This is a genomic window from Saccharopolyspora indica (genome assembly GCF_027853965.1).
In the GTDB taxonomy this organism is placed as follows: domain Bacteria; phylum Actinomycetota; class Actinomycetes; order Mycobacteriales; family Pseudonocardiaceae; genus Saccharopolyspora; species Saccharopolyspora indica.
The window spans coordinates 16,676-38,502 of the sequence record NZ_JAQGLB010000008.1; the positions used below are offsets into that span (position 1 = coordinate 16,676).

The 21,827-nt window shown below is 71.3% G+C and carries 20 protein-coding genes; 11 read left to right on the top strand and 9 right to left on the bottom strand.

All coding sequences use genetic code 11. The annotated features are described in order from the left end of the window. The first annotated feature begins 13 nt into the window (after nucleotides 1–13). Together OU416_RS18655 and OU416_RS18660 are read left to right on the top strand one after the other, a co-directional pair. On the top strand, nucleotides 14–754 hold the full coding sequence (locus OU416_RS18655; protein ID WP_270928273.1) for an SDR family NAD(P)-dependent oxidoreductase: 741 nt from the start codon (nucleotides 14–16) through the stop codon (nucleotides 752–754). A 1-nt stretch (nucleotide 755) separates the two neighbouring features. Further along, complete coding sequence (locus OU416_RS18660; protein WP_270928274.1) at nucleotides 756–1,190, top strand: nitroreductase family deazaflavin-dependent oxidoreductase; 435 nt, start codon at nucleotides 756–758, stop codon at nucleotides 1,188–1,190. Nucleotides 1,191–1,249: 59 nt separating this feature from the next. On the opposite strand, the gene OU416_RS18665 is transcribed toward OU416_RS18660, so the two are convergent. Further along, nucleotides 1,250–1,996, bottom strand: coding sequence for a S1 family peptidase (locus OU416_RS18665; RefSeq protein WP_270928275.1), 747 nt, complete (start codon nucleotides 1,994–1,996; stop codon nucleotides 1,250–1,252). 435 nt (nucleotides 1,997–2,431) lie between these two features. Beyond that, on the bottom strand, nucleotides 2,432–3,469 hold the full coding sequence (gene glpX, locus OU416_RS18670; RefSeq protein WP_270928276.1) for a class II fructose-bisphosphatase: 1,038 nt from the start codon (nucleotides 3,467–3,469) through the stop codon (nucleotides 2,432–2,434). A 180-nt stretch (nucleotides 3,470–3,649) separates the two neighbouring features. On the opposite strand from glpX, the gene OU416_RS18675 reads away from it, so the two are divergent. Further along, nucleotides 3,650–4,234, top strand: coding sequence for a DUF4245 domain-containing protein (locus OU416_RS18675; protein ID WP_270928277.1), 585 nt, complete (start codon nucleotides 3,650–3,652; stop codon nucleotides 4,232–4,234). 75 nt (nucleotides 4,235–4,309) lie between these two features. Here OU416_RS18675 and OU416_RS18680 read toward each other — a convergent pair whose 3' ends face one another. Genes OU416_RS18680 through OU416_RS18695 form a run of 4 tightly spaced genes read right to left on the bottom strand, consistent with a single transcriptional unit; the run spans nucleotide 4,310 to nucleotide 6,671 of the window. After that, complete coding sequence (locus OU416_RS18680) at nucleotides 4,310–4,558, bottom strand: exodeoxyribonuclease VII small subunit (RefSeq protein ID WP_270928278.1); 249 nt, start codon at nucleotides 4,556–4,558, stop codon at nucleotides 4,310–4,312. Then, nucleotides 4,555–4,962 carry a hypothetical protein gene (locus tag OU416_RS18685; RefSeq protein WP_270928279.1) on the bottom strand — a complete coding sequence of 136 codons (408 nt, stop codon included), beginning with the start codon at nucleotides 4,960–4,962 and terminating at the stop codon, nucleotides 4,555–4,557. The genes OU416_RS18680 and OU416_RS18685 overlap by 4 nt, the downstream gene beginning before the upstream one ends. 14 nt (nucleotides 4,963–4,976) lie before the next feature. Further along, on the bottom strand, nucleotides 4,977–6,203 hold the full coding sequence (gene xseA / locus OU416_RS18690) for an exodeoxyribonuclease VII large subunit (protein WP_270928542.1): 1,227 nt from the start codon (nucleotides 6,201–6,203) through the stop codon (nucleotides 4,977–4,979). A 24-nt stretch (nucleotides 6,204–6,227) separates the two neighbouring features. Further along, nucleotides 6,228–6,671: a lipid droplet-associated protein gene (locus OU416_RS18695; protein ID WP_270928280.1), complete on the bottom strand. Its 444-nt coding sequence runs from the start codon at nucleotides 6,669–6,671 to the stop codon at nucleotides 6,228–6,230. Nucleotides 6,672–6,789: 118 nt separating this feature from the next. Here OU416_RS18695 and OU416_RS18700 point away from each other — a divergent pair, with 118 nt between their 5' ends. After that, a complete protein-coding gene (locus OU416_RS18700) occupies nucleotides 6,790–7,809 on the top strand; it encodes a 4-hydroxy-3-methylbut-2-enyl diphosphate reductase (RefSeq protein ID WP_270928281.1) in 1,020 nt (339 codons plus the stop codon). Between the two features lie 189 nt (nucleotides 7,810–7,998). Here OU416_RS18700 and OU416_RS18705 read toward each other — a convergent pair whose 3' ends face one another. Next, a complete protein-coding gene (locus OU416_RS18705) occupies nucleotides 7,999–8,877 on the bottom strand; it encodes a DUF6542 domain-containing protein (protein ID WP_270928282.1) in 879 nt (292 codons plus the stop codon). Between the two features lie 240 nt (nucleotides 8,878–9,117). On the opposite strand from OU416_RS18705, the gene OU416_RS18710 reads away from it, so the two are divergent. The 4 genes from OU416_RS18710 (at nucleotide 9,118) to OU416_RS18725 (ending at nucleotide 15,446) form a co-directional block, all read left to right on the top strand. Next, entirely contained in the window at nucleotides 9,118–10,701 is a 1,584-nt protein-coding gene (locus OU416_RS18710) for a sugar ABC transporter ATP-binding protein (RefSeq protein WP_270928283.1), read from the top strand. After that, nucleotides 10,698–11,729: an ABC transporter permease gene (locus tag OU416_RS18715; protein WP_270928284.1), complete on the top strand. Its 1,032-nt coding sequence runs from the start codon at nucleotides 10,698–10,700 to the stop codon at nucleotides 11,727–11,729. The genes OU416_RS18710 and OU416_RS18715 overlap by 4 nt, the downstream gene beginning before the upstream one ends. A gap of 23 nt (nucleotides 11,730–11,752) precedes the next feature. Next, nucleotides 11,753–12,757, top strand: a complete 1,005-nt coding sequence (locus tag OU416_RS18720) for a substrate-binding domain-containing protein (protein WP_270928285.1) — start codon at nucleotides 11,753–11,755, stop codon at nucleotides 12,755–12,757. 376 nt (nucleotides 12,758–13,133) lie between these two features. Beyond that, entirely contained in the window at nucleotides 13,134–15,446 is a 2,313-nt protein-coding gene (locus OU416_RS18725; RefSeq protein ID WP_270928286.1) for a glycoside hydrolase family 172 protein, read from the top strand. Nucleotides 15,447–15,504: 58 nt separating this feature from the next. On the opposite strand, the gene OU416_RS18730 is transcribed toward OU416_RS18725, so the two are convergent. Further along, nucleotides 15,505–16,503, bottom strand: a complete 999-nt coding sequence (locus OU416_RS18730; protein WP_270928287.1) for a LacI family DNA-binding transcriptional regulator — start codon at nucleotides 16,501–16,503, stop codon at nucleotides 15,505–15,507. A 228-nt stretch (nucleotides 16,504–16,731) separates the two neighbouring features. Between OU416_RS18730 and OU416_RS18735 the strand changes: the two genes are divergently transcribed. The 3 genes from OU416_RS18735 (at nucleotide 16,732) to OU416_RS18745 (ending at nucleotide 20,930) form a co-directional block, all read left to right on the top strand. Continuing rightward, entirely contained in the window at nucleotides 16,732–18,147 is a 1,416-nt protein-coding gene (locus OU416_RS18735) for an L-fucose/L-arabinose isomerase family protein (protein ID WP_270928288.1), read from the top strand. Nucleotides 18,148–18,410: 263 nt separating this feature from the next. Further along, entirely contained in the window at nucleotides 18,411–19,910 is a 1,500-nt protein-coding gene (locus OU416_RS18740) for an FGGY-family carbohydrate kinase (RefSeq protein WP_270928289.1), read from the top strand. A gap of 78 nt (nucleotides 19,911–19,988) precedes the next feature. Continuing rightward, nucleotides 19,989–20,930 (top strand): alpha/beta hydrolase, encoded by a 942-nt coding sequence (locus OU416_RS18745; RefSeq protein ID WP_270928290.1) that lies wholly within the window; start codon nucleotides 19,989–19,991, stop codon nucleotides 20,928–20,930. Between the two features lie 5 nt (nucleotides 20,931–20,935). Here the strand turns inward: OU416_RS18745 and OU416_RS18750 are convergent, their stop codons facing one another. Next, nucleotides 20,936–21,811 carry a DNA recombination protein RmuC gene (locus tag OU416_RS18750; RefSeq protein WP_372907244.1) on the bottom strand — a complete coding sequence of 292 codons (876 nt, stop codon included), beginning with the start codon at nucleotides 21,809–21,811 and terminating at the stop codon, nucleotides 20,936–20,938. Nucleotides 21,812–21,827 lie beyond the last annotated feature (16 nt).

Sequence of the window (21,827 nt, forward strand, 5' to 3'; positions counted from 1 at the left end):
GAACGGAGTGGACGTGAAGAAGGCTGTTGTCACCGGTGGCACCCACGGCATGGGCCTGGCGATCGTGCGGGAGCTGCTCGCGCGCGGCGCCGAGGTGGTGCTGACCGGCCGGAACGAGCGGAACATCGAGGAAGCGCGCACCGCGCTGAAGGGCGAAGCCGCGCACGTCGTGCGCTCCGACGCGGGCAGCATGGCCGACATCGCCGCGCTCGGCGACTTCGTCGGCGAGACGCTCGGCAGCGTCGACCACCTCTTCATCAACCACGGCATGGCGCAGTTCACCGAGCTCGCCGAGGTGACCGAGGAGGAGTGGGACCGGCACTTCGCGGTCAACACCAAGGGCTCGTTCTTCACCGTGCAGCGCCTCGCTCCGCTGCTCAACGAGGGCGGCTCGGTCGTGTTCACCACGGTCGCCAACGACGTCGTCTTCCCCGGCCTGAGCGCGTACTCGGCGTCGAAGGAGGCGATGCGCGCCTTCGCGCACGTGCTCGCGGTGGAGCTGCTGCCGAAGAAGATCCGGGTGAACAGCGTGGCACCGGGATTCATCAAGACGCCGACGATGGGCGTGGCCGACCTCAGCGAGGAGCAGCGGCGGGAGTTCGAGCGGCAGGGCGACGAATCCACCCCGCTGCGCCGCATCGGCACCGTCGAGGAGGTCGCGAAGGCGGCGCTGTTCCTGGCCGAGGACGCGACGTTCAGCACGAACGTCGAGCTGGCGGTCGACGGCGGCTTCGCGCAGGGACTGGGGCACTGACGTGGCCGAAGTGCTGGACAGCCCGGATCCGTCGGTGGCCGAGCACGTGCGGCGGTACGTCGAGACCGACGGCGAGAGCGGCCACCTCGAAGGCGGCGCGACCAACCTGGTGCTCACCTACCGCGGGCGCAAGTCCGGGAAGCGGTACCGGACCGGGCTGTTCTACGGCGTCGACGGCGACCGGTACGTGCTGGTGGCATCGGGTGCGGGCATCACGCACACCCATCCGCAGTGGTACCGCAACGTGGTGGCCGATCCCGAGGTCGAAGTCCAGATCAAGGGGGAGCGCTTCACGGCTCGGGCCCGCCCCGCGGAAGGTGCCGAGCGCGAGCGGCTGTGGCAGCTGATGGTCGAGCTCGCGCCGGTGTACCGGACGTACTACGAGCCGCGCACCCGCCGGGTCATCCCGGTGGTGGTGCTGGAACGCACCGCCTGAAGCGGAGAACGCGCAACCGGGGTGGGGCCCGGTTGCGCGTTCTCCGTCAGCGGCGCCGGTCAGCCGCCGGTGTTCTGGTTGACCCAGTCGGCGAAGGCGACCACGTCGGCGTAGATCGACGGGCCGGTGGCGCAGGTCGAGTCACCGTTGCCGGAACGGCTCGTCGCGCCGATCAGCTCCCAGTTGCCCGGGGTGCCCTTGATCTGCGGGCCGCCCGAGTCGCCGTAGCAGGCGCCCGAGTTGCCGTTCGGGTTGTCGGTGCAGATCTCGTTCTGGCCGTCGATGCCCAGGCAGCCGGAGTCGTCGACGATCTGGGTGTCGAGCTCCTGCAGGTACTGCGGAGCGGGGCCGCAACCGGGCTGGGCGCAGGTCTGGCCCCAGCCGATGATCCGGGTCGCGGTTCCCGCGGCACCCGAATCCGCGGCGATCTTGATCGGGGTCGCCTGCAGCTGGCGGTCCAGCTGCAGCACCGCGATGTCGCCGGAGGGGTGCGTCTGCACGTTCGTGACGTTGGCCTGCTCGCCACCGCTGGTGTGGGTGTTGCTGCCGACCCGCACCGAGAACTGGCCGCCGCCCTGCACGCAGTGCGCCGCGGTCACCACCCAGTCGGGCTTGATCAGCGAACCGCCGCAGCCGTGCCGGCCCTGCTGCTGCAGCGACACCATGAACGAGTACTCCTCGGTGGCGTCGTGCCCGCCGACGATGTACGGCTTGACGTCGTCGGGCTGGGCGACTGCGGGCATGCCCAGAGCGCCGAGCGCGCCGACGGCTGCGAGGGCCGCGATGAGAACCGAACGCTTGCGCATTTCCGTCGAATCCTCCCGAGTTGCCGGCACCGCTGGCCGGATGGGTGCAGACAGTAAGGGGATTCGCTCGGATGACGTACCCACTAAGGAATGAGGCCGAAAGGCGAAGAAGCGGTGACCTGCCGTGAAACAGCAGGTCACCGCTTCGAATTCGGTGCTACCTCCGACGGCTGGGGATATTTCCCAGTTTCCCGGAAGGGATCCGTCAAGAGCCTGTCGGCGTAGCCGTCCGCGCCTTATAAGCGGCGTCAGCCGCTTGGAGTACGTACGCAGCTCGCACCGCCGCGGGTACGGTGGCCCGCCACTGGGTGGCTCCCTGGGCGAGGACGGCCCCTCCGCCGTGTATTGGTCCATACATCAGGAGGGGCACCCGCAGTCCGGGGAAGCAGTCAGGTTCCGCCACCCGCACCGCCACGCAAATCAACCAACCGGTTTTCAGGGGAGCAGGCCGTGGCGGGTGGAGTCGTCGACGTAGTCCACGTCGGCGTACTCGCGCAGCTTCGTCAGCCGGTGCTGGCCCTCGATGACGCGCACCGTGCCGGACTTCGACCGCATCACGATCGACTGCGTGGTGCACCGGTTCGCGCGGTAGTGCACGCCCTTGAGCAGCGCGCCGTCGGTGATGCCGGTGGCGCAGAAGAACATGTTGTCGCCGCGCACCAGGTCCGAGGTGGTCAGCACCTGGTTCACGTCGTGGCCGGCCTCGCGCAGCTTCGCGCGCTCGATGTCGTCGCGCGGCCACAGGCGGGTCTGGATCTCACCGTCGAGGCACTTCAGCGCGCACGCCGAGATGATGCCCTCCGGGGTGCCGCCGATGCCCAGCAGCATGTCCACGCCGCTGCCCGGCCGCGCCGCCGCGATCGCGCCCGCCACGTCGCCGTCGGAGATGAACTGGATGCGCGCGCCCGCCTCGCGGACCTCCTTGACGATCTGCTCGTGGCGCGGCCGGTCCAGGATGCACACCGTCACGTCCGAGACGTCGATGTGCTTGGCCTTGGCCACCCGGCGCACGTTCTCCGCGATCGGCGCGCTGATGTCGATCGACCCGGCGGCCTCCGGGCCGACGGCCATCTTCTCCATGTAGAACACCGCGGACGGGTCGAACATGGTGCCCCGCTCGGAGACCGCGAGCACCGCCAGCGCGTTCGGCATGCCCTTGCTCAGCAGCGTGGTCCCGTCGATCGGGTCGACGGCCACGTCGCACTCCGGGCCCTCGCCGTTGCCGACCTCCTCGCCGTTGTAGAGCATCGGGGCTTCGTCCTTCTCGCCCTCGCCGATGACCACGACGCCCCGCATCGACACGGTGCCGATGAGCTTGCGCATCGCGTCCACCGCCGCGCCGTCGCCTGCGTTCTTGTCGCCGCGGCCGACCCAGCGACCGGCGGCCATCGCGGCGGCCTCGGTCACGCGGACGAGTTCCATGGCGAGGTTGCGGTCCGGTGCTTCGCGGTGTCGTTCGGTGCTGGAGCTCATCGCGCCTCCCGGGTGGTGAGCATTCTTCGGGTTCGACTGCCCGAGTTCGGCGGGACGCGACCCGCGCTCAGGCTCGTTGGCTCCGATCTTCGCAGATCGGGGACCTGGCCGGAGGCCTCACGTGGGCCAGCACACTCCGGTCGCGCCTGCCCGACGGGCCGGGACGCCGCTGGTGAGAGCATGGGGGTCGTGGCCGAACCCAGCAACCAGCAACCGGCGCCGTCCCGTCCGCCCCGGACCGTCTCAGCGATGGTGTTCGCGATCCTCCCGCTGGTCCTGATCGCCTTCGGGGTGGCGGGGCTGCTGGGGCAGTGCTCGTTCAACCCCGGCGGTCCCGCGGTGCAGGTGCCGACGGTGGACGTGCGGGCCGAGCTGGACCGCGCGTCCGGCCGCGTCGACTTCCCGCTCGCCGACCCGCAACTCCCGGCGAACTGGCGCGCCAACTCGGTGAACGTGCTGACGCTGCGCTCGCACGCGGAGGTCGTGCGCATCGGCCTGCTGACCGGTGACGGCAGCTACCTGCGCTTCTCCCAGTCGACGGCGGCCGAGGAAGAGCTGGTCACCGCCGACACCCGCCAGCCCCCGCAGGCGCTGGGCACGGTCGACGCGGGCGGCAGGCAGTGGGTGCGCTACCAGAGCGTGGAGGGCGAAGAAGCCTGGGCGACCGATCGCGACGGCGTCCGCCTGCTGATCGCGGGAAACGCGGCGGAGCCGGAATTCCGCACCCTAGCCGAAGCAGCCCTCACCACCCCCACCAAGCCCTGACCCACCCCGGCAAGACGCGGTGAAGGGCACCTTTTAGCAAGTAACTTGCCTAAAGGTGCCCTTCACCGCGGCCTGTCACTCCTGCTCGACGGCGGCCAGGGCTCGTTCGACCCGTTCGCGGGCTCCGGCGAGGTGGCGCTCGCACACCGCCGCCAGCGCCTCGCCCTTCTCCCACAGGGCCAGCGAGTCCTCCAGGGACAGGCCACCGGCCTCCAGCTGCTTGACCACCTCGGCCAGCTGGTCGCGGGCCTGCTCGTAGCCGAGCTCGGCGACCTCCGGGTGCTCTGCCACCGGGTCGAAGTGCTCATCCTGCTGATCGGTCACGGGGTAGGACTCTCCACGTCGTTCTGCACGGACACGACCGCGGTGGCGATCGCCTGGTCGTAGCCGACGAACGCCTCGGCGAACTCGGCGCCGTCGCCTTCGCGCACCGCGTCGTTGATGCGCAACTGCGCTTCCGCGACCCTACGTCGGTGCGCCGACGCGGCCCACCACCCGGCCCCCACGTAGCTGGAGGTCGCCTCGACCAGCGCGTGCAGCTGCGACGGCAGCTCCCGGCGCTCGGCGGACTGGCAGCCGCCGAGCAGCGCGGCCCAGCACCCGGCCGCGGTGGCGTCCGCCGCCTCGGCCCGGCGCTGCACCTCACCGGCCCGCCGGGAGCCGGTCGCCGCCGACCGGGCGACGCCGACGGTCAGCGGGAGGAACGAGGGGTCCAGCTCGGGGTGCACGATCTCCGTCCTGTTCAGCCTGCTCGATCCGGCACGACCGCCTGGATCGCACCGTCAACGACCCGCACCCGCAACCGAGTTCCCGGCGGGGCGTCGTCGACCGAGCGGAGCACGCCGTCGGCACCGTCCTCGATGCGCTGCACGATCGCGTATCCACGGGCCAGCGTGGCCGCCGGGCCGAGGGTCGTCAAGCGAGATCGGGTGGCCGACAGCGCGTGCCGCTCGTTGTTCAGCGCGGTGGTCATCGCCCGGCGGGCCCGGTCGCGCAGCACGCCCACCTGCTCGGCCCGCTGCGCCAGCGGCCCGTGCGGATCGGCCAGCACCGGACGGCTGCGGAGCGCGTCGAGCAGCCGCCGCTCCCGGTCGACCCAGCCGTGCAGGGCGCGGCGGGCGCGGTCGCGCAGGTGGTGGATGCGCTGGGTCTCCTCGGCCACGTCCGGCACCACCCGCTTGGCCGCGCCGGTCGGCGTCGAGCAGCGCACGTCGGCGACGTGGTCCACCAGCGGCGAGTCCGGTTCGTGCCCGATCGCGCTGACCACCGGGGTGCGGCAGGCCGACACCGCGCGGCACAGCGCCTCGTCGGAGAACGGCAGCAGGTCCTCGACGCTGCCGCCGCCGCGGGCCAGCACGATCACGTCGACCTCGGGCATCGCGTCGAGCTCCTGCAGCGCCTCCAGGATCTGCGGCACCGCGCTGGAACCCTGCACGGCGACGTTGCGGATCTCGAACTGCACGGCGGGCCAGCGCAGCTGCGCGTTGCTCAGCACGTCGTGCTCGGCGGCGGACGCGCGGCCGGTGACCAGCCCGACCCGGTTCGGCAGGAACGGCAGCGGCCGCTTGCGGGCCGGGTCGAACAGGCCCTCGGCCTTGAGCAGCTGGCGCAGCCGCTCGATGCGGGCCAGCAGCTCGCCGATGCCGACGGCGCGGATCTCGTCGACCCGCAGGCTCAGCGTGCCGCGGCCGACGAAGAACGTCGGCTTGCCGTGCACCACGACCCGGCTGCCGTCGGTCAGCGGCGGATCCATCTTGCGGAGCATGGCGGAGGAGCAGGTCAGCGTCAGCGAGACGTCGGCGGACGGGTCGCGCAGCTGCAGGAACGCGGTGGCGGCGCCGGGGCGCAGCGAGATCTGGGTGATCTGGCCCTCGACCCAGATCGAGCCGAGTCGGTTGATCCACTCGGCGATCTTGCGCGCGACGGTCCGTACCGGCCACGGCTCCTCGGGGCTCGTCGGGGAAGTCAGCTGCACTCCTTCAGTGGTGTGGGCTCAGCGGTCGCGGAGGCGTTCGAGGCGGTTCCGCAGCATGCGGAGGAACTCGGGGCGCTGCTCGCCCCGCTCCTCGTGGGCGAGCAGTTCGGCCAGGTCCTCCTCGGTGAACGAGCGGAGCCTGCCGCGCAGCTGGGGCAGCGTCAGCTCGTCGTACTCGGCGACCACGGAGCTCGCCGCCGGCGCACCGGGTTCGCCCGGCTCGTCCTCGTCGAAGGTCGCCCAGGCGGGCTGCTCCTCCGGGGTGCTCAGCACGGAGAGCGCCTCGTCGCCCTTGATCGCCAGCTCGGTGATCTGCTGCTGGACCCGCATCGACGCCTGCAGCGCCTGGCTGGCCACGGTGACGGGCAGCCCGATCAGCGTGGTCGGCAGGCGGCGGGCCTGTTCGACGGCGGTGGCCGCCAGGCCCGCGGCGACCCGGACCGGCAGCGGAAACGATGACATGCGCCCAGCCTGCCGCACTTCACCGCGGGAAGCCATCACCTCGCCGCAGTACTGTGATCCGCGCCGCCGCCCGGGCGCGAGGCTGAGCGCCGCGAGCCCGGTCCGTACCCTTGACGGCATGACGACCTCGCCCGAGGCCACTGACCTCGTTGACCAGGACGGCGGGCGGACCAAGCGAGTCCTGCTGGCCAAGCCGCGTGGGTACTGCGCAGGTGTCGACCGCGCGGTGGTCACCGTCGAGAAGGCCCTGGAGACCTACGGTGCACCGATCTACGTCCGCAAGGAGATCGTGCACAACCGCCACGTCGTGGACACGCTGTCCGAGCGCGGCGTGATCTTCGTGGACGAGACCGACGAGGTGCCCGAGGGCGCGCTCGTGGTGTTCTCCGCGCACGGCGTGTCCCCCGCGGTCCACGAAGAGGCCGCCAAGCGCAACCTGCGGACCATCGACGCGACCTGCCCGCTGGTCACCAAGGTGCACAAGGAGGTCCACCGGTTCGCCCGCGAGGACTACGACATCCTGCTGATCGGCCACGAGGGCCACGAGGAGGTCGAGGGCACCGCCGGTGAGGCGCCGGACGTCGTGCAGCTGGTCGACACGGCCGAAGACGTGGACAAGGTGCAGGTCCGCGACCCGAGCAAGGTGGTGTGGCTGTCGCAGACCACGCTCAGCGTGGACGAGACGATGGAGCGGGTGGACCAGCTCAAGGGCCGGTTCCCGGATCTGCAGGCGCCGCCGAGCGACGACATCTGCTACGCCACCTCCAACCGCCAGCACGCGGTGAAGGTGATGGCCCCGGAGTGCGACCTGGTGATCGTGGTCGGCTCGCAGAACTCCTCGAACTCCAAGCGCCTGGTGGAGGTCGCCCTGCAGGCCGGTGCGTCGGCCTCGTACCTGGTGGACTTCGCCTCGCAGATCGAGGAGGCGTGGCTGGACGGCGTCACCACGGTCGGCGTGACCAGCGGCGCCTCGGTGCCGGACGTGCTGGTCATGCAGGTCCTGGACCACCTGGCCGAACGCGGCTGGAACCAGGTGGACGAGGTCACCACGGCCAACGAGAAGGTCACCTTCGCGCTGCCCAGGGAACTCCGCAAGGACCTCGACGACAACCCGGACAAGCCGAGGGGCGTCCGCTGACGACCCGTTTCCGGTGACGAGGTCGACGTGAAGAGGGGCATCCGGTTCTCGAACCGGATGCCCCTCTCTCGTTCCTGAGCGGTTGATTCCGTGGGCTGGTCATACATAAGGCTGGGCACCCGGAGTCCAGGCGGGCGCTGAGGTTCCGCCACCCGCACCGCCACGCAAAATGACCGCGGAATTGCTCATCTAGCCGAAGCGCTCGTCGCGGCGCGGCCTGCGGGCTCGCCTGGGCGGCTCGCCCTGCGGCGGCTCCGCCGGCCGCGGCCGTCCCGGCGCCTGCCGCGGGGCTGCGCCCCGCCGCGGCGGCACGGCGCGCTCCGGCCGGCCTTCCGCTCCGCGCGGCCTGCCCGGCGCGGCTTCGCCTCGCCTGGGCGGCTCGCCGCGTCGCGGCGGCTCCTCCCGGCGGGGCCGCCCCGGCGCCTGCGCGCGCTCGCGCCGCTCGCGCTCGGGCCGTTCAGCCCGCTCCGCCCGCTCGCCGCGGGGCGGGCGGGGCTTGCGCTCTTCAGGGCGCCGCTTGCGCTCCTCGCCTTCCGGCTTGCGGGGCGGGGTGGGGCGGCGGCGCTTCTTGGTGGCCGCGTCGCTGTCGGCGATCTCGGGCCGCCTGCCGGGCTTCTCGGTAACGAACATGCGTACGAGTCCGATGATCAGAGCGACGATCGTGGCCGCGGCCATGATCGGGAAGCTGCTGATCAGCGGACGGGCGATCGCGAGCGCCTTTCCGGTGGCGCCGGCACCCGCCGCCGCGCCGGACCCGGTGATCAGCACCAGCAGCGGCATGATGATGACCAGCACCAGCGGCGGCTGGACCATCGGACCGAAGGTGCTCCGCCGCTTGACCAGCAGCACACCCAGCACGCTCCCGACGAAGAAGCAGGCCTTGAACAGCAGGTCGGGCTGCTTCCAGATCAAGATGTCCAGCACGGTGCCGATCGCGGTGGGCACCGCGGCCAGCAGCACGGCAACCCAAAGCGGCACTCCGGCCGTGCGAAAGGCGGAGCGCGCCGACCAGGGCGGCGCGCCGTTGCCGGGGGATGAGGCGCTCTGGTTGTCGCGGATCGCGGTCACGAGTCACAACGTTAACGGTCCAGTACCCCGGCCCGAGAGCCCTCTTCCGGAACTTGCGGGTTACCCCACGCCCGGTTCCGGCCGATTCCGGTGGCCGATGTCCGGAATGCGACGTTCGCGCCAACGGGCAGATCCGTCTTCGCTTGGACGGGTGTGTGAACCTTGACACAATCAGTGCGAACATTTTAGCTTCCGAGCAATCGTTTTCTCACGTTTCGCGAACGGCGCGACGGGGGGCCTATGGACACGGCGCCACCGCTGGTCGAGATGACCGGCATCAGCAAGCGCTACGGGGGTGTGCTCGCCTGCGACGACGTGGACCTGTCGGTCCGCGCCGGGGAGGTGCACGCGCTGCTGGGGGAGAACGGCGCGGGCAAGAGCACGCTGATGAAGGTGCTCTCCGGCGACGTGGCCGAGCACGCTGGATCGATTTCGATCGAGGGGCGGCCGGTGCAGTTCGGCAAGCCCGCCGACGCCCAGCAGGCCGGGGTCGCGATGATCCACCAGGAGCTGGACCTCGTGCCCGGGCTCAGCGTCGCGGAGAACCTCCACCTCGGCCGGGAGCCGCGCACCAGGCTCGGGATCGTCGACCGCCGCGAGATGGCCGACCGCACCCGCGAGCTGCTCCGGCGCACCGGCATCGAGCTGGACCCGCAGCGCCCGGTCGGCGAGCTGCGCGTCGGCGAGCAGCAGCTGGTCACCATCGCCCGCGCGCTGCTGCTGGACGCGAAGGTGCTGATCATGGACGAGCCGACGTCGGCGCTGTCCAGCACCGAGGTGGAGCGGCTGTTCGCGGTGATCGCCGAGCTGCGCCGCAACGGCACCGGCATCGTCTACATCTCGCACCGGATGGACGAGATCGGCCGGGTGGCCGACCGGGCCACCGTGCTGCGCAACGGCCGCAAGGTCGCCGAGTTCGACGCCCGCAAGCTGACCGCCGAGCAGGCCGCCGAGGCGATGGTGGGCCGGTCGGTGCAGACGATGTTCCGCGCCGAGCACCGCGAGGTCGGCGAGGAGCTGCTGGCGGTGTCGGGCTTCGCCGTTCGCCCGCGCCGGCCGCGGGTGGGCCGCCGGGAACCCGCCGGGATCGATCTGACCGTGCGTCGCGGGGAGATCGTCGGGCTCTGCGGGTTGCTCGGCTCAGGACGCACCGAACTGCTGGAATCGCTGTTCGGGGCGGGGTCCTCCGGCACGTGGGAGGGGGAGGTGACCCTCGACGGGCGCCCGGTGCGGCCGAGGGGTCCGCGCCGTGCGCTGCGCGAGGGCATCGCCTTCGTGCCGGAGGACCGCAGGACGTCGGGGCTGGTGCTGGAGCACTCGGTGCTGGCCAACACGGTGCTGTCGGTGCTGGACCGGCTGGGCCCGCTGGGCCTGGTCCGCCGCCGCAAGGAGGTGACCACCACCGAGAGCAGCGTGCAGCAGCTCAAGGTCAAGCTCGGCCGGATCCTCGACCCGGTCGGCACCCTGTCGGGTGGCAATCAGCAGAAGGTCGTGTTCGGCCGGATGTTGCTGACCGAACCGCGGTTGCTGCTGCTGGACGATCCCACCCGCGGGGTGGACATCGGCGCGAAGTCGGAGATCTACCAGCTGCTCGGCGAGATCGCCGGGCGCGGCATCGGGGTGCTGCTGGCGTCCTCGGAGCTGCCGGAGCTGGTCGGGGTGTGCGACCGGGTGGTGGTGCTGCGCGGTGGGCGCAGCGTCGCCGAGTTCGGCACCGGCGAGGTCGGTGAGGCGGAACTGCTGGCCGCCGCGATGGGCGAGCGAGCGGGCGACGGGCCGGTGGTCGGCACCGGGCAGCAGAGCACTGGGGGAGGCGCCAGGTGAGCAACCAGACGGCGGAACGGCCTCCGGCGGCCGCGCCGCGGAGGCGGGCGGGCACCGCGGAGACGCTGTTCCGGTTCCAGAGCTTCTTCGGGCTGGTCGCGGTGTTCATCGCCGCGGTGATCTTCTCGCCGCGCGATGACGAGGGCCAGATCCTGTTCCTGACCAGCGACAACCTGTTCAACATCGTGCGCGCGGTGTCCGAGATCGGGATCATCGCGGTCGGCCTGACCTTCGTGATCCTGATCGGCGGCATCGACCTCTCGGTGGGTTCGGTGCTCGGGCTGGCCGCGGTGGGCTCGGCCGTGCTGATGGTGGAGGACGGCTTCGGCGTCTGGATCACCGTCGGGCTGGTGCTGCTGGCGGGCGTCGTCTTCGGCCTGCTGCAGGGCACCGCGGTCGCGCTGCTCGGGGTGCAGGCGTTCATCGTCACGCTGGCCGGGTTGCAGATCGCGCGCGGGCTGGCGCGCATGTGGTCCGGCGGCGAGACCGTGCAGATCTCCTACGGCGACGGGCCGGGGCAGGCGCCGATGCTGTTCTCGCTGCTGGGCGAGCGCACGTTCGGCGGCGTGGTGCCGATCCCGGTGCTGATCTTCGCGGTGGTCGCGGTGGCCGCGATCCTGTTCCTGCGGACCAGCGCCTACTCCCGGCACCTGTACGCCATCGGCGGCAACGAGAAGGCCGCCCGGCTCTCCGGCGTGCCGGTGAACCGGGTCAAGATCATCGCCTTCGGCATCGCCGGGTTCTGCGCCGCGCTGGCCGGGATCGTGCACGCCGGGCAGCTCAACGCGGGCAGCCCGAACGACGGGATCGCCTACGAGCTGGACGGCATCGCCGCGGTGGTCGTCGGCGGCACCAGCCTGGCCGGTGGCCGCGGCTCGGTCATCGGCACCATCGCCGGCGCGCTGCTGCTCGGCATCCTGAACAACATCCTGAGCCTGAACAGCGTCAACACCGACCTGCAACTGCTGATCAAGGGCCTGGTGATCGTCGCGGCGGCTGCGCTGCAGCGACTGCGTCCCACGTCGTGAACCAACATCCGGGAGGAAGCACGATGCGCAAGACGATGAGGTCGTTGCTCGCGGTCACCTGCGCCGCCGCCGCGCTCGCCGCCGCCGGTTGCGGCACCACCAGCGAGAACAGCGGGCAGGTCCAGCAGCAGGACCCCACCAAGAACTGCAAGGGACCGGACGGCAAGTACACCATCGGGATGAGCCAGGCCAACCTCGCCGAGCCCTACCGGGTCCGGATGGACGAGGACGTCCGGACGGCCGCGTCGAAGGTGCCGCAGTTCGACGTGCAGTTCTCCGACGCGGCCAAGGACAACTCCAAGCAGATCAGCGACGTGGAGAACTTCATCACCAAGCAGGTCGACCTGCTGATGATCTCGCCGAACGAGGCGGCCCCGCTGACCGACGTGGTGAAGAAGGCCTACAACAAGGGCATCCCGGTGGTGGTGCTGGACCGCAAGGTCGACGGCGACGGCTACACCACCTACATCGGCGCGGACAACGTCCAGATCGGCCGCCAGGCCGGTGCGTACTTCAAGAGCACGCTGCTGCCGCAGGGCGGCAAGATCGTGCAGATCAAGGGCCTCTCCGGTTCCACCCCGGCCAAGGAGCGCGAGGACGGCTTCAAGGAGGGCATCGCGGGCTCGAACATCGAGGTCGTGGCGACCGCCGACGGCGAGTGGGAGCGCTCGGTCGGGCAGCAGAAGATGGACGCGCTGCTCAAGGCGCACCCCGACATCCAGGCGGTGTACGCGCAGAACGACCCGATGGCCGAAGGCGCGTACCTGGCGGCCCAAGCGGCCGGGCGCAACGACCTGAAGTTCGTCGGCATCGACGGGCTGCCGATCCCGTCGGGCGGCATCAAGGCCGTCGAGGAGGGACGCCTGCAGGCGACCAACCTGTACCCGACCGGCGGCGCGGAAGCCGTCGAGGCGGCCAAGGCGCTGCTGATCGACTGCCAGCCGGTGCCCAAGACGCAGACCTTGCAGACCGAACTGGTCACCAAGGACAACGCGGCCGAGGTCTACGCCCGGCTGAACCAGAGCTGATGCCGTCCGGCCGCCGCGCACCCGGCGCGGCGGCCGGATCCTGCCTTCGTAGTCCTATGTGGATTCTTGCTGCGCCTAACCAATTTCTTTGGTGGTCCGGCTTTTCGTTGGAATCGGGCAATACACCTGGATGGTGGTTGTCGGGGAGAACGCGCCCGGTGACCATCATATCGAGTGAATTCGGGTTCCGGATTCCTCGACACCGCTCGAATCGGATGGCCTCGCGAAGATCTCTTTCCTACGCTTTCGCGCATTGCGCGAGTGATCTTACGCTGCGGAGCCGAACCGAGAACTCGATCCAGTGGCCGCGCACCATCATCGGAACAGCTGCACCACAGTCCACTACGGACAGTGGAGCGTGGGGAGGGCGAGCACGATGAGAGTCCGCTCAGCAACGTCACGTGGAGGCCGCGCCCGGCGGCTCGGTGCCTACCTGGGAGTCGCGGCGATCGCGGCGGCCGTCGTGGTCGTCGACGGCACCGGTTCCGGCCAGGCGCAGGCCCCCGCGCCGACGAAGGGCCCGGTCGGCTGGGACACCTACCGCGACCTCGACGCGATGTCGCAGTCCCGCGGCGGCGAGCAGTCCCTGCAGTTCTCCAGCTACGACCGCACCGGCGGCAACGACGACGGCTTCGAGGGCACCTACTCCTGCCTGCGCACCACCGAGCGCGGCTGCGTGATCGGCGAGCACGACGGGCCCGGTGAGATCACCTCGATCTGGAGCACCCGCGAACCGCTGGGCGACGTCTCCGCGACCGGCAACATCGTGATCGAGCTGGACGGCCGGACCGTGCTCGACGCCCCGTTCATCGACGTGGTCAGCGGCAAGCTCGGCGCGCCGTTCGCGTGGCCGCTGGTCGGCGACGCCAACGACACCGCGGGCGGCGTGGTGATCAAGGTGCCGATGCCCTACCGCGAGTCGATGCGGGTCACGGTGGAGAACAACCCGTACTTCTACCACCTGTCCTACCGCGCCTTCCCCGACGCGGAGGGCGTGCAGACCTTCGACCCGAACGAACCGGCCGACGACGTGCTGGAGAAGCTGCGCACCTTCGGCGTGGCCGACCCGAAGGGCGGCTCCGGCGGCACCCCGGTGCGCCGCGGCTTCGACCTGGCGCCCGGCGCGGCCACCACCGTCGCCGACCTGTCCGGCGCGGCGCAGATCGACCAGCTGCGGGTGAAGCTGCCGCAGGTGGTGGCCGCGCCGCAGGTGGTCGACGACGGCCGCGCGTTCGGCGCGGGCGGCGGCAGCCGGTTCGCGATGCGCGTGCACCCGGACAACCAGGGCATCCGGGTGATCCGCCGGTACGACCCGCAGATCGCCGACCAGGTCGGCAGCCTGCACGTCAACGGCAGGCAGGTCGGCGAGTGGCGCAGCGGTGCGGCGGCGCCGGGCTCGTGGGGCGTGCAGATCATCGACGTGCCCGCCGAGGTGACCTCGGGCCGCTCCACCGTGGACGTGGCGAACCGCTTCATCTCCTCGTCGCTGGACTTCAACGAGTTCCGCTACGACGTGCACAGCCTGGTCGGCGGCGAGTGGGTCCGCACCGACGTGCTCGACCTCGGCCCCGGCCACCCCGGCGAGGAGGCCGCGCACGACTACCGCATCGACAACCCGGTCTTCGCCCGCGAGAAGCTGATCGGCCGCTACCCGACCCGGCCGGAGGACGTCGCGGCTTCCGACGAGGTGCTGGACAAGCTCCGGCTGCGCATCACCTTCGACGGCAGGACCACGGTCGACGCGCCGGTCGGCGAGTTCTTCGGCACCGGGCTCGGCGAGTACGACGTGCGCACCATGATGAGCTCCGTCGACCCGGGCCTGGACGGCTGGTACACCGCGTGGTGGCCGATGCCGTTCGGCAAGAGCGCCAAGGTGGAGCTGGTCAACACCGGCGCGGTGCCGGTGACCGGCGCGACCGCGGAGGTCACCAGCGCGCCGGCCGAGCTGGCCCCCGGCACCGGCTACTTCCACGCCACCCACCACCGCGGCAACACGGTCCCGGGCGAGGACTGGAACTTCCTCACGGCCAGCGGATCGGGCACCTTCTACGGCGTCTCGCACAGCATGCGCGGGCTGATCCCGCCGGGTGCCAGGACGCGCTCGACCGAGCCGCTGTCCGACACGCGCACCAGGTCGCTCGCGGTGAACCAGCGCAACTACCTGGAGGGCGACGAGCGGTTCTACGTCGACGGCTCCCGCGAGCCTGCCTGGCACGGAACGGGCACCGAGGACTTCTACGAGTCCGGCTGGTACTTCCGGTTCGGCACCACCTACTCGATGCCGCTGGCGGGCAACCCGTCGCACGAGATCAACGGCGACGGCTGCCGGTACGACTGCACGGGCGCCTACCGGCTGCTGCTCAACGACGCGGTGCCGTTCCGCAACGGCTTCGTGGCGGACGTCGAGCACGGCCCGGTGAACGACGAGCCGGGCGACTACGGCTCGACGGCCTACTGGTACGGCGGGAACGCATCGGGCCGCGTGCTGCCCGCCCTCCCGCTGCCGCCGACCCAGCCGCCGAGCACCCCGGCCCCGTCGACCTCGTCGGTGCCGCCGTCGACCTCCTCGACGCAGCCGACCCGCCCGGTGACCCCGGAGACGACGGCCCCGCACACCACGAGCCAGGACGACGGTGCCCAGCCGCTCGACGTCGGCCAAGCGGTGGAGGACGCCCTCGGCGGACGCTGACCAGCGAAAACGGCAGCGAGCGGGCCATCCACCTCGGTGGGTGGCCCGCTCGTTCTCGTCAGTTCTCGCGGGTGCTGCTGGCCCGGGCCACCAAGTGGGCGGAGAGGGTTCTCGTGGTCGCCTCCGTGCGCTCGCCGCTGATCCGGCCGAGCAGGAGCTGGGCCGCTTCGGCTCCGACGTCGTAGGCGGGCTGGGCGACGACCGTCAGCGGTGGGTCCAGCAGCGTCGCCCACGGGGCGTCGTCGAAGGCCACCACGCCGATGTCCCGGCCGGGTCGCAGGCCGAGTTCCGCGCAGGTCTCCAGCACGCCGACCGCCATCATGTTGTTGGCCACCAGCACCGCGTCCGGGCGATCCGGCCGGATCAGCAGCGAATGCGCGGCCTGCTTCGCACCGGCCGCCTTGAACTCCGAACGTCGCACCAGCACGTCGGTCAGCGGCAGCCCGGCGGCCCGGACACCGTCGCGGTAACCGGCGAGGCGGTCGTCGGCGGTGCGTACGCCGCTGGGGCCGGTGATGCAGCCGATCCGGCGATATCCCTGGTCGACGAGGTGTTGGACGGCTTCCGACGCCGCCATCCTGCTGTCCACGAGCACGGTGTCGCTCGGCGAGTGGGGCAGCGGGCGGTCCACCGCCACGACCGGCGTGGTGTGCTGGTTGAGCAGCTCGGCGCTCTCGCTGTGGCCGGTCGGCGACAGCAGCACCCCGGCGACCCGCTCCTGCAGCGCGACGTCGATGTACTCGCGCTCCTTCGCCGGCTCGTCGTCGGAGTTGCACAGCACCACCGAGTAGCCCGCCGCGTGCGCCACGTCCTCCACCCCGCGCGCGATCGCGGTGAAGAACGGGTTCTCCACGTCCGCGATGATCAGGGCCAGCACCGCGGTCTCCTGCTTGCGCAGGTTGCGGGCCGGGCCGTTGGGCCGGTAGCCGAGCTCGGCGGCCGCGGCGAGCACCCTGGCGGCCAGCGCGGGATCGACGGAGCTCTTGCCGTTGAGCGCGCGGGAAACCGTCGCGGTGGACACCCCGGCACGGGTCGCCACGTCACTGATCGTCGCCACGGTTCCTCCTCGTGCCCTCTTCCCGAGTGATGGCGGGCCGGCTGCCTTGACAGCCCGTGTGCTGCCAGAATAGCGTCCGAGAAAACGATTGCTCGCCGGTCATGTCGGCATTCGGACACGAGTTGTCCCGGTCGGGCCACCCCGCGGGGACCCGCCGGGTGGTGCCGGCGGCGCCTCCTCGCCGCCGCTCCTGCGCAGTCAACGCCGCCTGCTCATCTAGGAGGAACTGTGGCCCGCATCGGTGTCGTCACCATTTCCGACGGTCGCGACCACGTCCACGCCCGCAACACCGACTTCATCCAGTCCAAGCAGGACGCGCTGGTCCGGTCGCTGCGCGATGCCGGGCACGAAGTGGTGGTCGGGGACGACCTGGTGGCCACCAACGCGCTGGCCACCTCGGTGTCGCGCCGGGTGGCCGCGGCCGAGGTGGACGTGACGGTCTTCTACTACACGGTCTGGGCGTTCCCGCACTTCACGATGCTCGCCGCGGACGCCACCCGCAGCCCGCTGGTGCTGGTGGCCAGCACCGACCCGACCGAGCCGGGCCTGGTCGGCATGCTCGCCGCCGGTGGCGCGCTGGATCAGATCGGCCGCGCGCACACCCGCGCCTGGGGCGCCCCGGACGACGCCGAGCTGGCCGAGAAGATCGGTGTCCAGGCAGCGGCGTCGGCGGCGGTGAAGTCGTTGCACGGGTCGACCTTCGGCCGCTTCGGCGGACGGCCGATGGGCATGAACACCACGGTGGCCAACACCGACCAGTGGATGCGCGAGTTCGGCATCGACGTCGAGGAGATCGACCAGTACGAGCTGGTCCTGCGCGCCGACAAGGCCGACGCGGGCGAGGCGCGCAAGGCCCGCGAGTGGATCGAGCAGAACGCCGCCGGGGTGCACTACGACGGCAAGAAGCTGACGCCGGAGCTGCTGGAGCGGCAGCTGCGCTCCTACCTGGCGATCCGGGACATCATCGCGGAGCGCAACCTGGACTTCACCGGGATCAAGGCGCAGCCGGAGCTGACCGAGAACTTCGCGACCATGGACGTCACCGAGGCGTTCCTCAACGACCCCTACGACTGGAACGGCCCGAAGGAACCGCACGTGTGCGCCACCGAGGCGGACATGGACGGCGCGCTGACCATGCAGCTGTTCAAGGCGATCTCCGGCACGCCGGTGCTGTTCGCCGACGTCCGCCACTACCACGCCGACCGGGACATCTGGGACCTGTGCAACTCCGGCCAGCACGCCACCTGGTACGCCGCGCGCAGCGACGACCCGGCGGAGAACCTCGCCAAGGTCAACTTCTACCCCGAGGTGTTCTTCTTCCCGGCGGGCGGCGCCTCCGTCCAGCACATCGCGGCACCGGGGCAGATGACGCTGGGCAGGCTGACCCGCGAGAACGGCGAGTACCGGTTCCAGCTGATGCTCGGCGAGTTCGAGAGCTACGACGACGCGACCAACAAGGTGCTGGTGGAGCAGTCGACCCCGGAGTGGCCGCACGCCTTCGCCCGCCTGGACGCACCGGGCGAGCTGTTCCTGTCGAAGTTCGGCGCCAACCACATCCACGCGATCCCCGGCGATCACCGCCCGGCCCTGCGAGCGGTCGCCGAACAGCTCGGCGTCCGCCTCGACGAGTGGACCCGCGGCTGACGTCCCACGCGATTTCAACGGAAATCAGACGTCCTATTTCCATTGAAATCGCGTAGACCCCGACGCACCGTCGGCGTGTTGGGCACCCAGCACGCCGACGAGACGCGCAACTTCCATTGAAGTCGAAGACCTGATTTCCACTGAAATCGCGGATCGCCGGTTCTCCGGGCGGGAGATCGGTGGTCTGATCGGATTCGCGGACCGCACCGGTCCGGGCGGCTGGGAGACTGGTGCCGGTCGGGTGTGCGAGTTGAGGAGGCGCGGTGGCCGAGAAGGTGTTGCTCGGGATCGACATCGGGACGGCTAGCTCGAAGGGCGTGCTGGTCAGCCCGGACGGGCGGATCCTGGCCAGGGCGAGCCGGCAGCACGAGACGTCCTACCCGCACCCGGGATGGGTCGAGCACGACGCCGAATCGGTGTGGTGGGCGGACTTCCTGGCCCTGGCGCGGGAGCTCGTCCCGGCCGCCGACGGGCGGGAGATCGCCGGGCTGGGCGTCAGCGGCATCGGTCCGGTGCTGCTGCCCGCGGACGCCGACGGCAAGCCGCTGCGCCCGGCGATCCTCTACGGCGTCGACACCCGCGCGACCGAGGAGATCGCCGAGCTGACCGAGGAGTTCGGCGCCGACGAGATCCTGCGCCGGGGCGGCTCCGCGCTGTCCAGCCAGGCGGTCGGGCCGAAGATCCGCTGGCTGGCCAAGCACGAGCCGGAGGTCTACCAGCGCACCGAGATGCTGCTGATGTGCAGCTCGTACCTGGTGCACCGGCTCACCGGCCGCTACGTGCTCGACCACCACTCGGCCAGCCAGTGCGACCCGCTCTACGACCTGCAGTCCCGCACCTGGTCGCAGGACTGGGCGCAGCGCGTGGCACCCGGGCTGGCGCTGCCCGAGCTGGCCTGGCCGACCGAGGTCGTCGGGCGCGTCAGCGCGCAGGCGGCGGCGGAAACCGGCCTGCCGGAAGGGCTTCCGGTGACGGCGGGCACGGTGGACGCGTGGGCGGAAGCCACCAGCGTGGGCGTGCGGCAGCCCGGTGACGTGATGCTGATGTACGGCACCACGATGTTCTTCGTGCAGGTGCTCGACGAGGTGCGGCCGCACCCGGCGCTGTGGGGCACCTGCGGTGCCTTCCCGGGCACCTACACGCTGGCGGCGGGGATGGCGACCTCGGGCGCGGTCACGCAGTGGTTGCGGAACCTGGTCGACGGCGAGTTCGCCGACCTGGTCGAGCAGGCCGCGAAGGTGCCTGCGGGCAGCCGCGGTCTGCTGATGCTGCCGTACTTCGCGGGGGAGCGGACGCCGATCTTCGACCCGGACGCGCGCGGGATGCTCGCCGGGCTGGCCCTCGAGCACGGCAGCGCCGAGCTGTACCGGGCGGCGCTGGAGGGCATCGGCTTCGGGGTCCGCCACAACCTGGAGGCGATGGGCGAGGCGGGCGGCACGGCCGCGCGCCTGGTCGCGGTCGGCGGCGGCACCCAGGGCGGGCTGTGGACGCAGATCGTCTCCGACATCACCGGCCAGGAGCAGCAGGTGCCGGGCGAGACGATCGGTGCGGCTTACGGCGATGCGCTGCTCGCGGGCGTGGGCACCGACACCGCGGTCGACCCGGACGGCTGGAACCCGGTGGCCCGCACCGTTCGGCCGAACCCGGAGCACACCGAGCGTTACGAGGCTTACTTCCGCCACTACCGGGACCTCTACGACTCCACGGTGCGGATCGCGCACTTCTTGGCAGGTGAGCAGCGCGCGGCGGACGAGCGCGGCTGATCCGCCGATGCGGCACAACCGATCTTGTTAGGCTCGTCGTTCAGGTGAGCTTTAACTCGATCGGGGAGGCTCGGGGCGATGTCAGCGACGCGACGTGTTCTCGCGGCCTGCTTCGCCCTGGTGGCGCTGGTCGCCGCAGGCTGCTCGCGGGTGTCGGACGCCGACGAAGCCCCTCCGGTCGCGACGGCCGCCCGCGACCTCGGTGCGGCCGAGGTGGTGCGCGACCAGGTCTACGCGGAGCACGAAACCGGTGACCTGAAGCTGGACCTGTTCCTGCCCGCGCAGCAGCGGACACCGGCTCCGCTGGTGGTCTACGTGCACGGCGGCGGCTGGGACGCCGGAGTGCGCACGCTCGACGCTGATCGCACCACCACCGAGGCGCTGACCGCCGAGCGGCTGGTCGAGCGCGGCTACGCGGTGGCCACGGTCGACTACCGGTTGAGCGGGGTGGCGCAGGCTCCGGCGCAGCTCATCGACGTCGCCGACGCGGTGCGCTGGTTGCAGCAGCGGGCCGGGCAGTGGGGCTTGGACGGCGATCGGGTGGTGCTCTGGGGCGCCTCCGCGGGCGGGCACCTGGTGTCGCAGCTCGGCGCGGTGGCCGGTGATCCGGGCAAGCCGGGCGGCGGGCTGACCGGGATCCGGGCGGTGGTCGACTGGTTCGGCCCGACCGACATGAGCGCCGAAGCGCAGCGCCGGGCGCAGCCGCACATGCAGGAGTACGCGCGCCGCGTGGTCGAGCAGCTGCTCGGGTGCATGCCGGTGGACTGCCCGGCCAAGGCCGAGGAGATCAGCCCGATCCGGCACCTCTCCGGTGACGAGCCACCGTTCCTGGTCCAGCACGGCACGGCGGATTCGCTGGTCCCGCTGGACCAGAGCCTGGACTTCGCGGAGGCCCTGCGCACCCTCGGCGTGACCGTGGAGATGCACCCCTACGAAGGCCTGGACCACGGCTTCGGCCGGGGCCCGCACACGCCGCTGATCGTCGACACCGTCACCGCGTTCGTCGAAACCCACGTCTGAGGCGTTCAGCGGGCGTCGTCCGGACTCCCGTTGACCAGGGCTTCTTCGTTCCGGCGAACCGAGTCGACGGTGCCGGAGCCCGCTGCTTCGGCCAGCGGCTGGACGGCGCTGCGGAAGGATTCGAGCGCGTCGAGCTCGCGGCGGCGGGCGGAGACGAAGCGCTGCAGGTGCGTGCTGGAGAGGTTCACCGCCTCCACCGCGCCGTTCGCGGCGCGCTGCGCGCGGACCGCCTGGGAGCGGACCTGCTCGATGTCCTCGGCGATGGTGCGCTCCGTCGCGGCGAACATCGCCGCCGAGGCCAGCACCGCGAATCCCGTCGGCCCGCACAGGAAGACCCGCTTGTCGAGCAGCCAGCTCAGCAGCTGGGGATCGGTGTCCAGCGCGGCGACCACCGCGGCGTCGGAGGGCACGAACATGATCGAGCCGTAGATCGCGTCGGCCCACTTCTGGTAGCCCTTGCCGGCCAGCTCGGTGGCCCGGGAGCGGATGTTGCGCACGTGCACGCGCAGCGCGTCGCGGCGCTCCTCGGCGTCGTCGGTCTCCATCGCCTCGGCCCACACCGCCAGGCTCGCCTTCGCGTCGACCGGGACCTGCCGGCCGCCGCCGACCGCGAGCACCATGTCCGGCCGCGCCGCGCCGCCGCCCGCGAGGTCGGTCTGCAGCGTGAAGTGCGTGCCCTCGCGCAGCCCCAGCGACCGCGCGGTCTCGACCAGCACCTGCTCACCCAGCTCACCGCGGCCGGTGATGGAGGCGAAAGCCACCTCGTACCGGCGCAGCGCGGCCTGCTGGTCGGCGCTGCGGGCGCGTTCGGCCTCGACCATGCGCAGCGCGTCGTCGGTGCGACGCGCGCTGTCGGTGTAGAGCCGCCAGATCAGCACCATCGCCCCGGCGAACAGC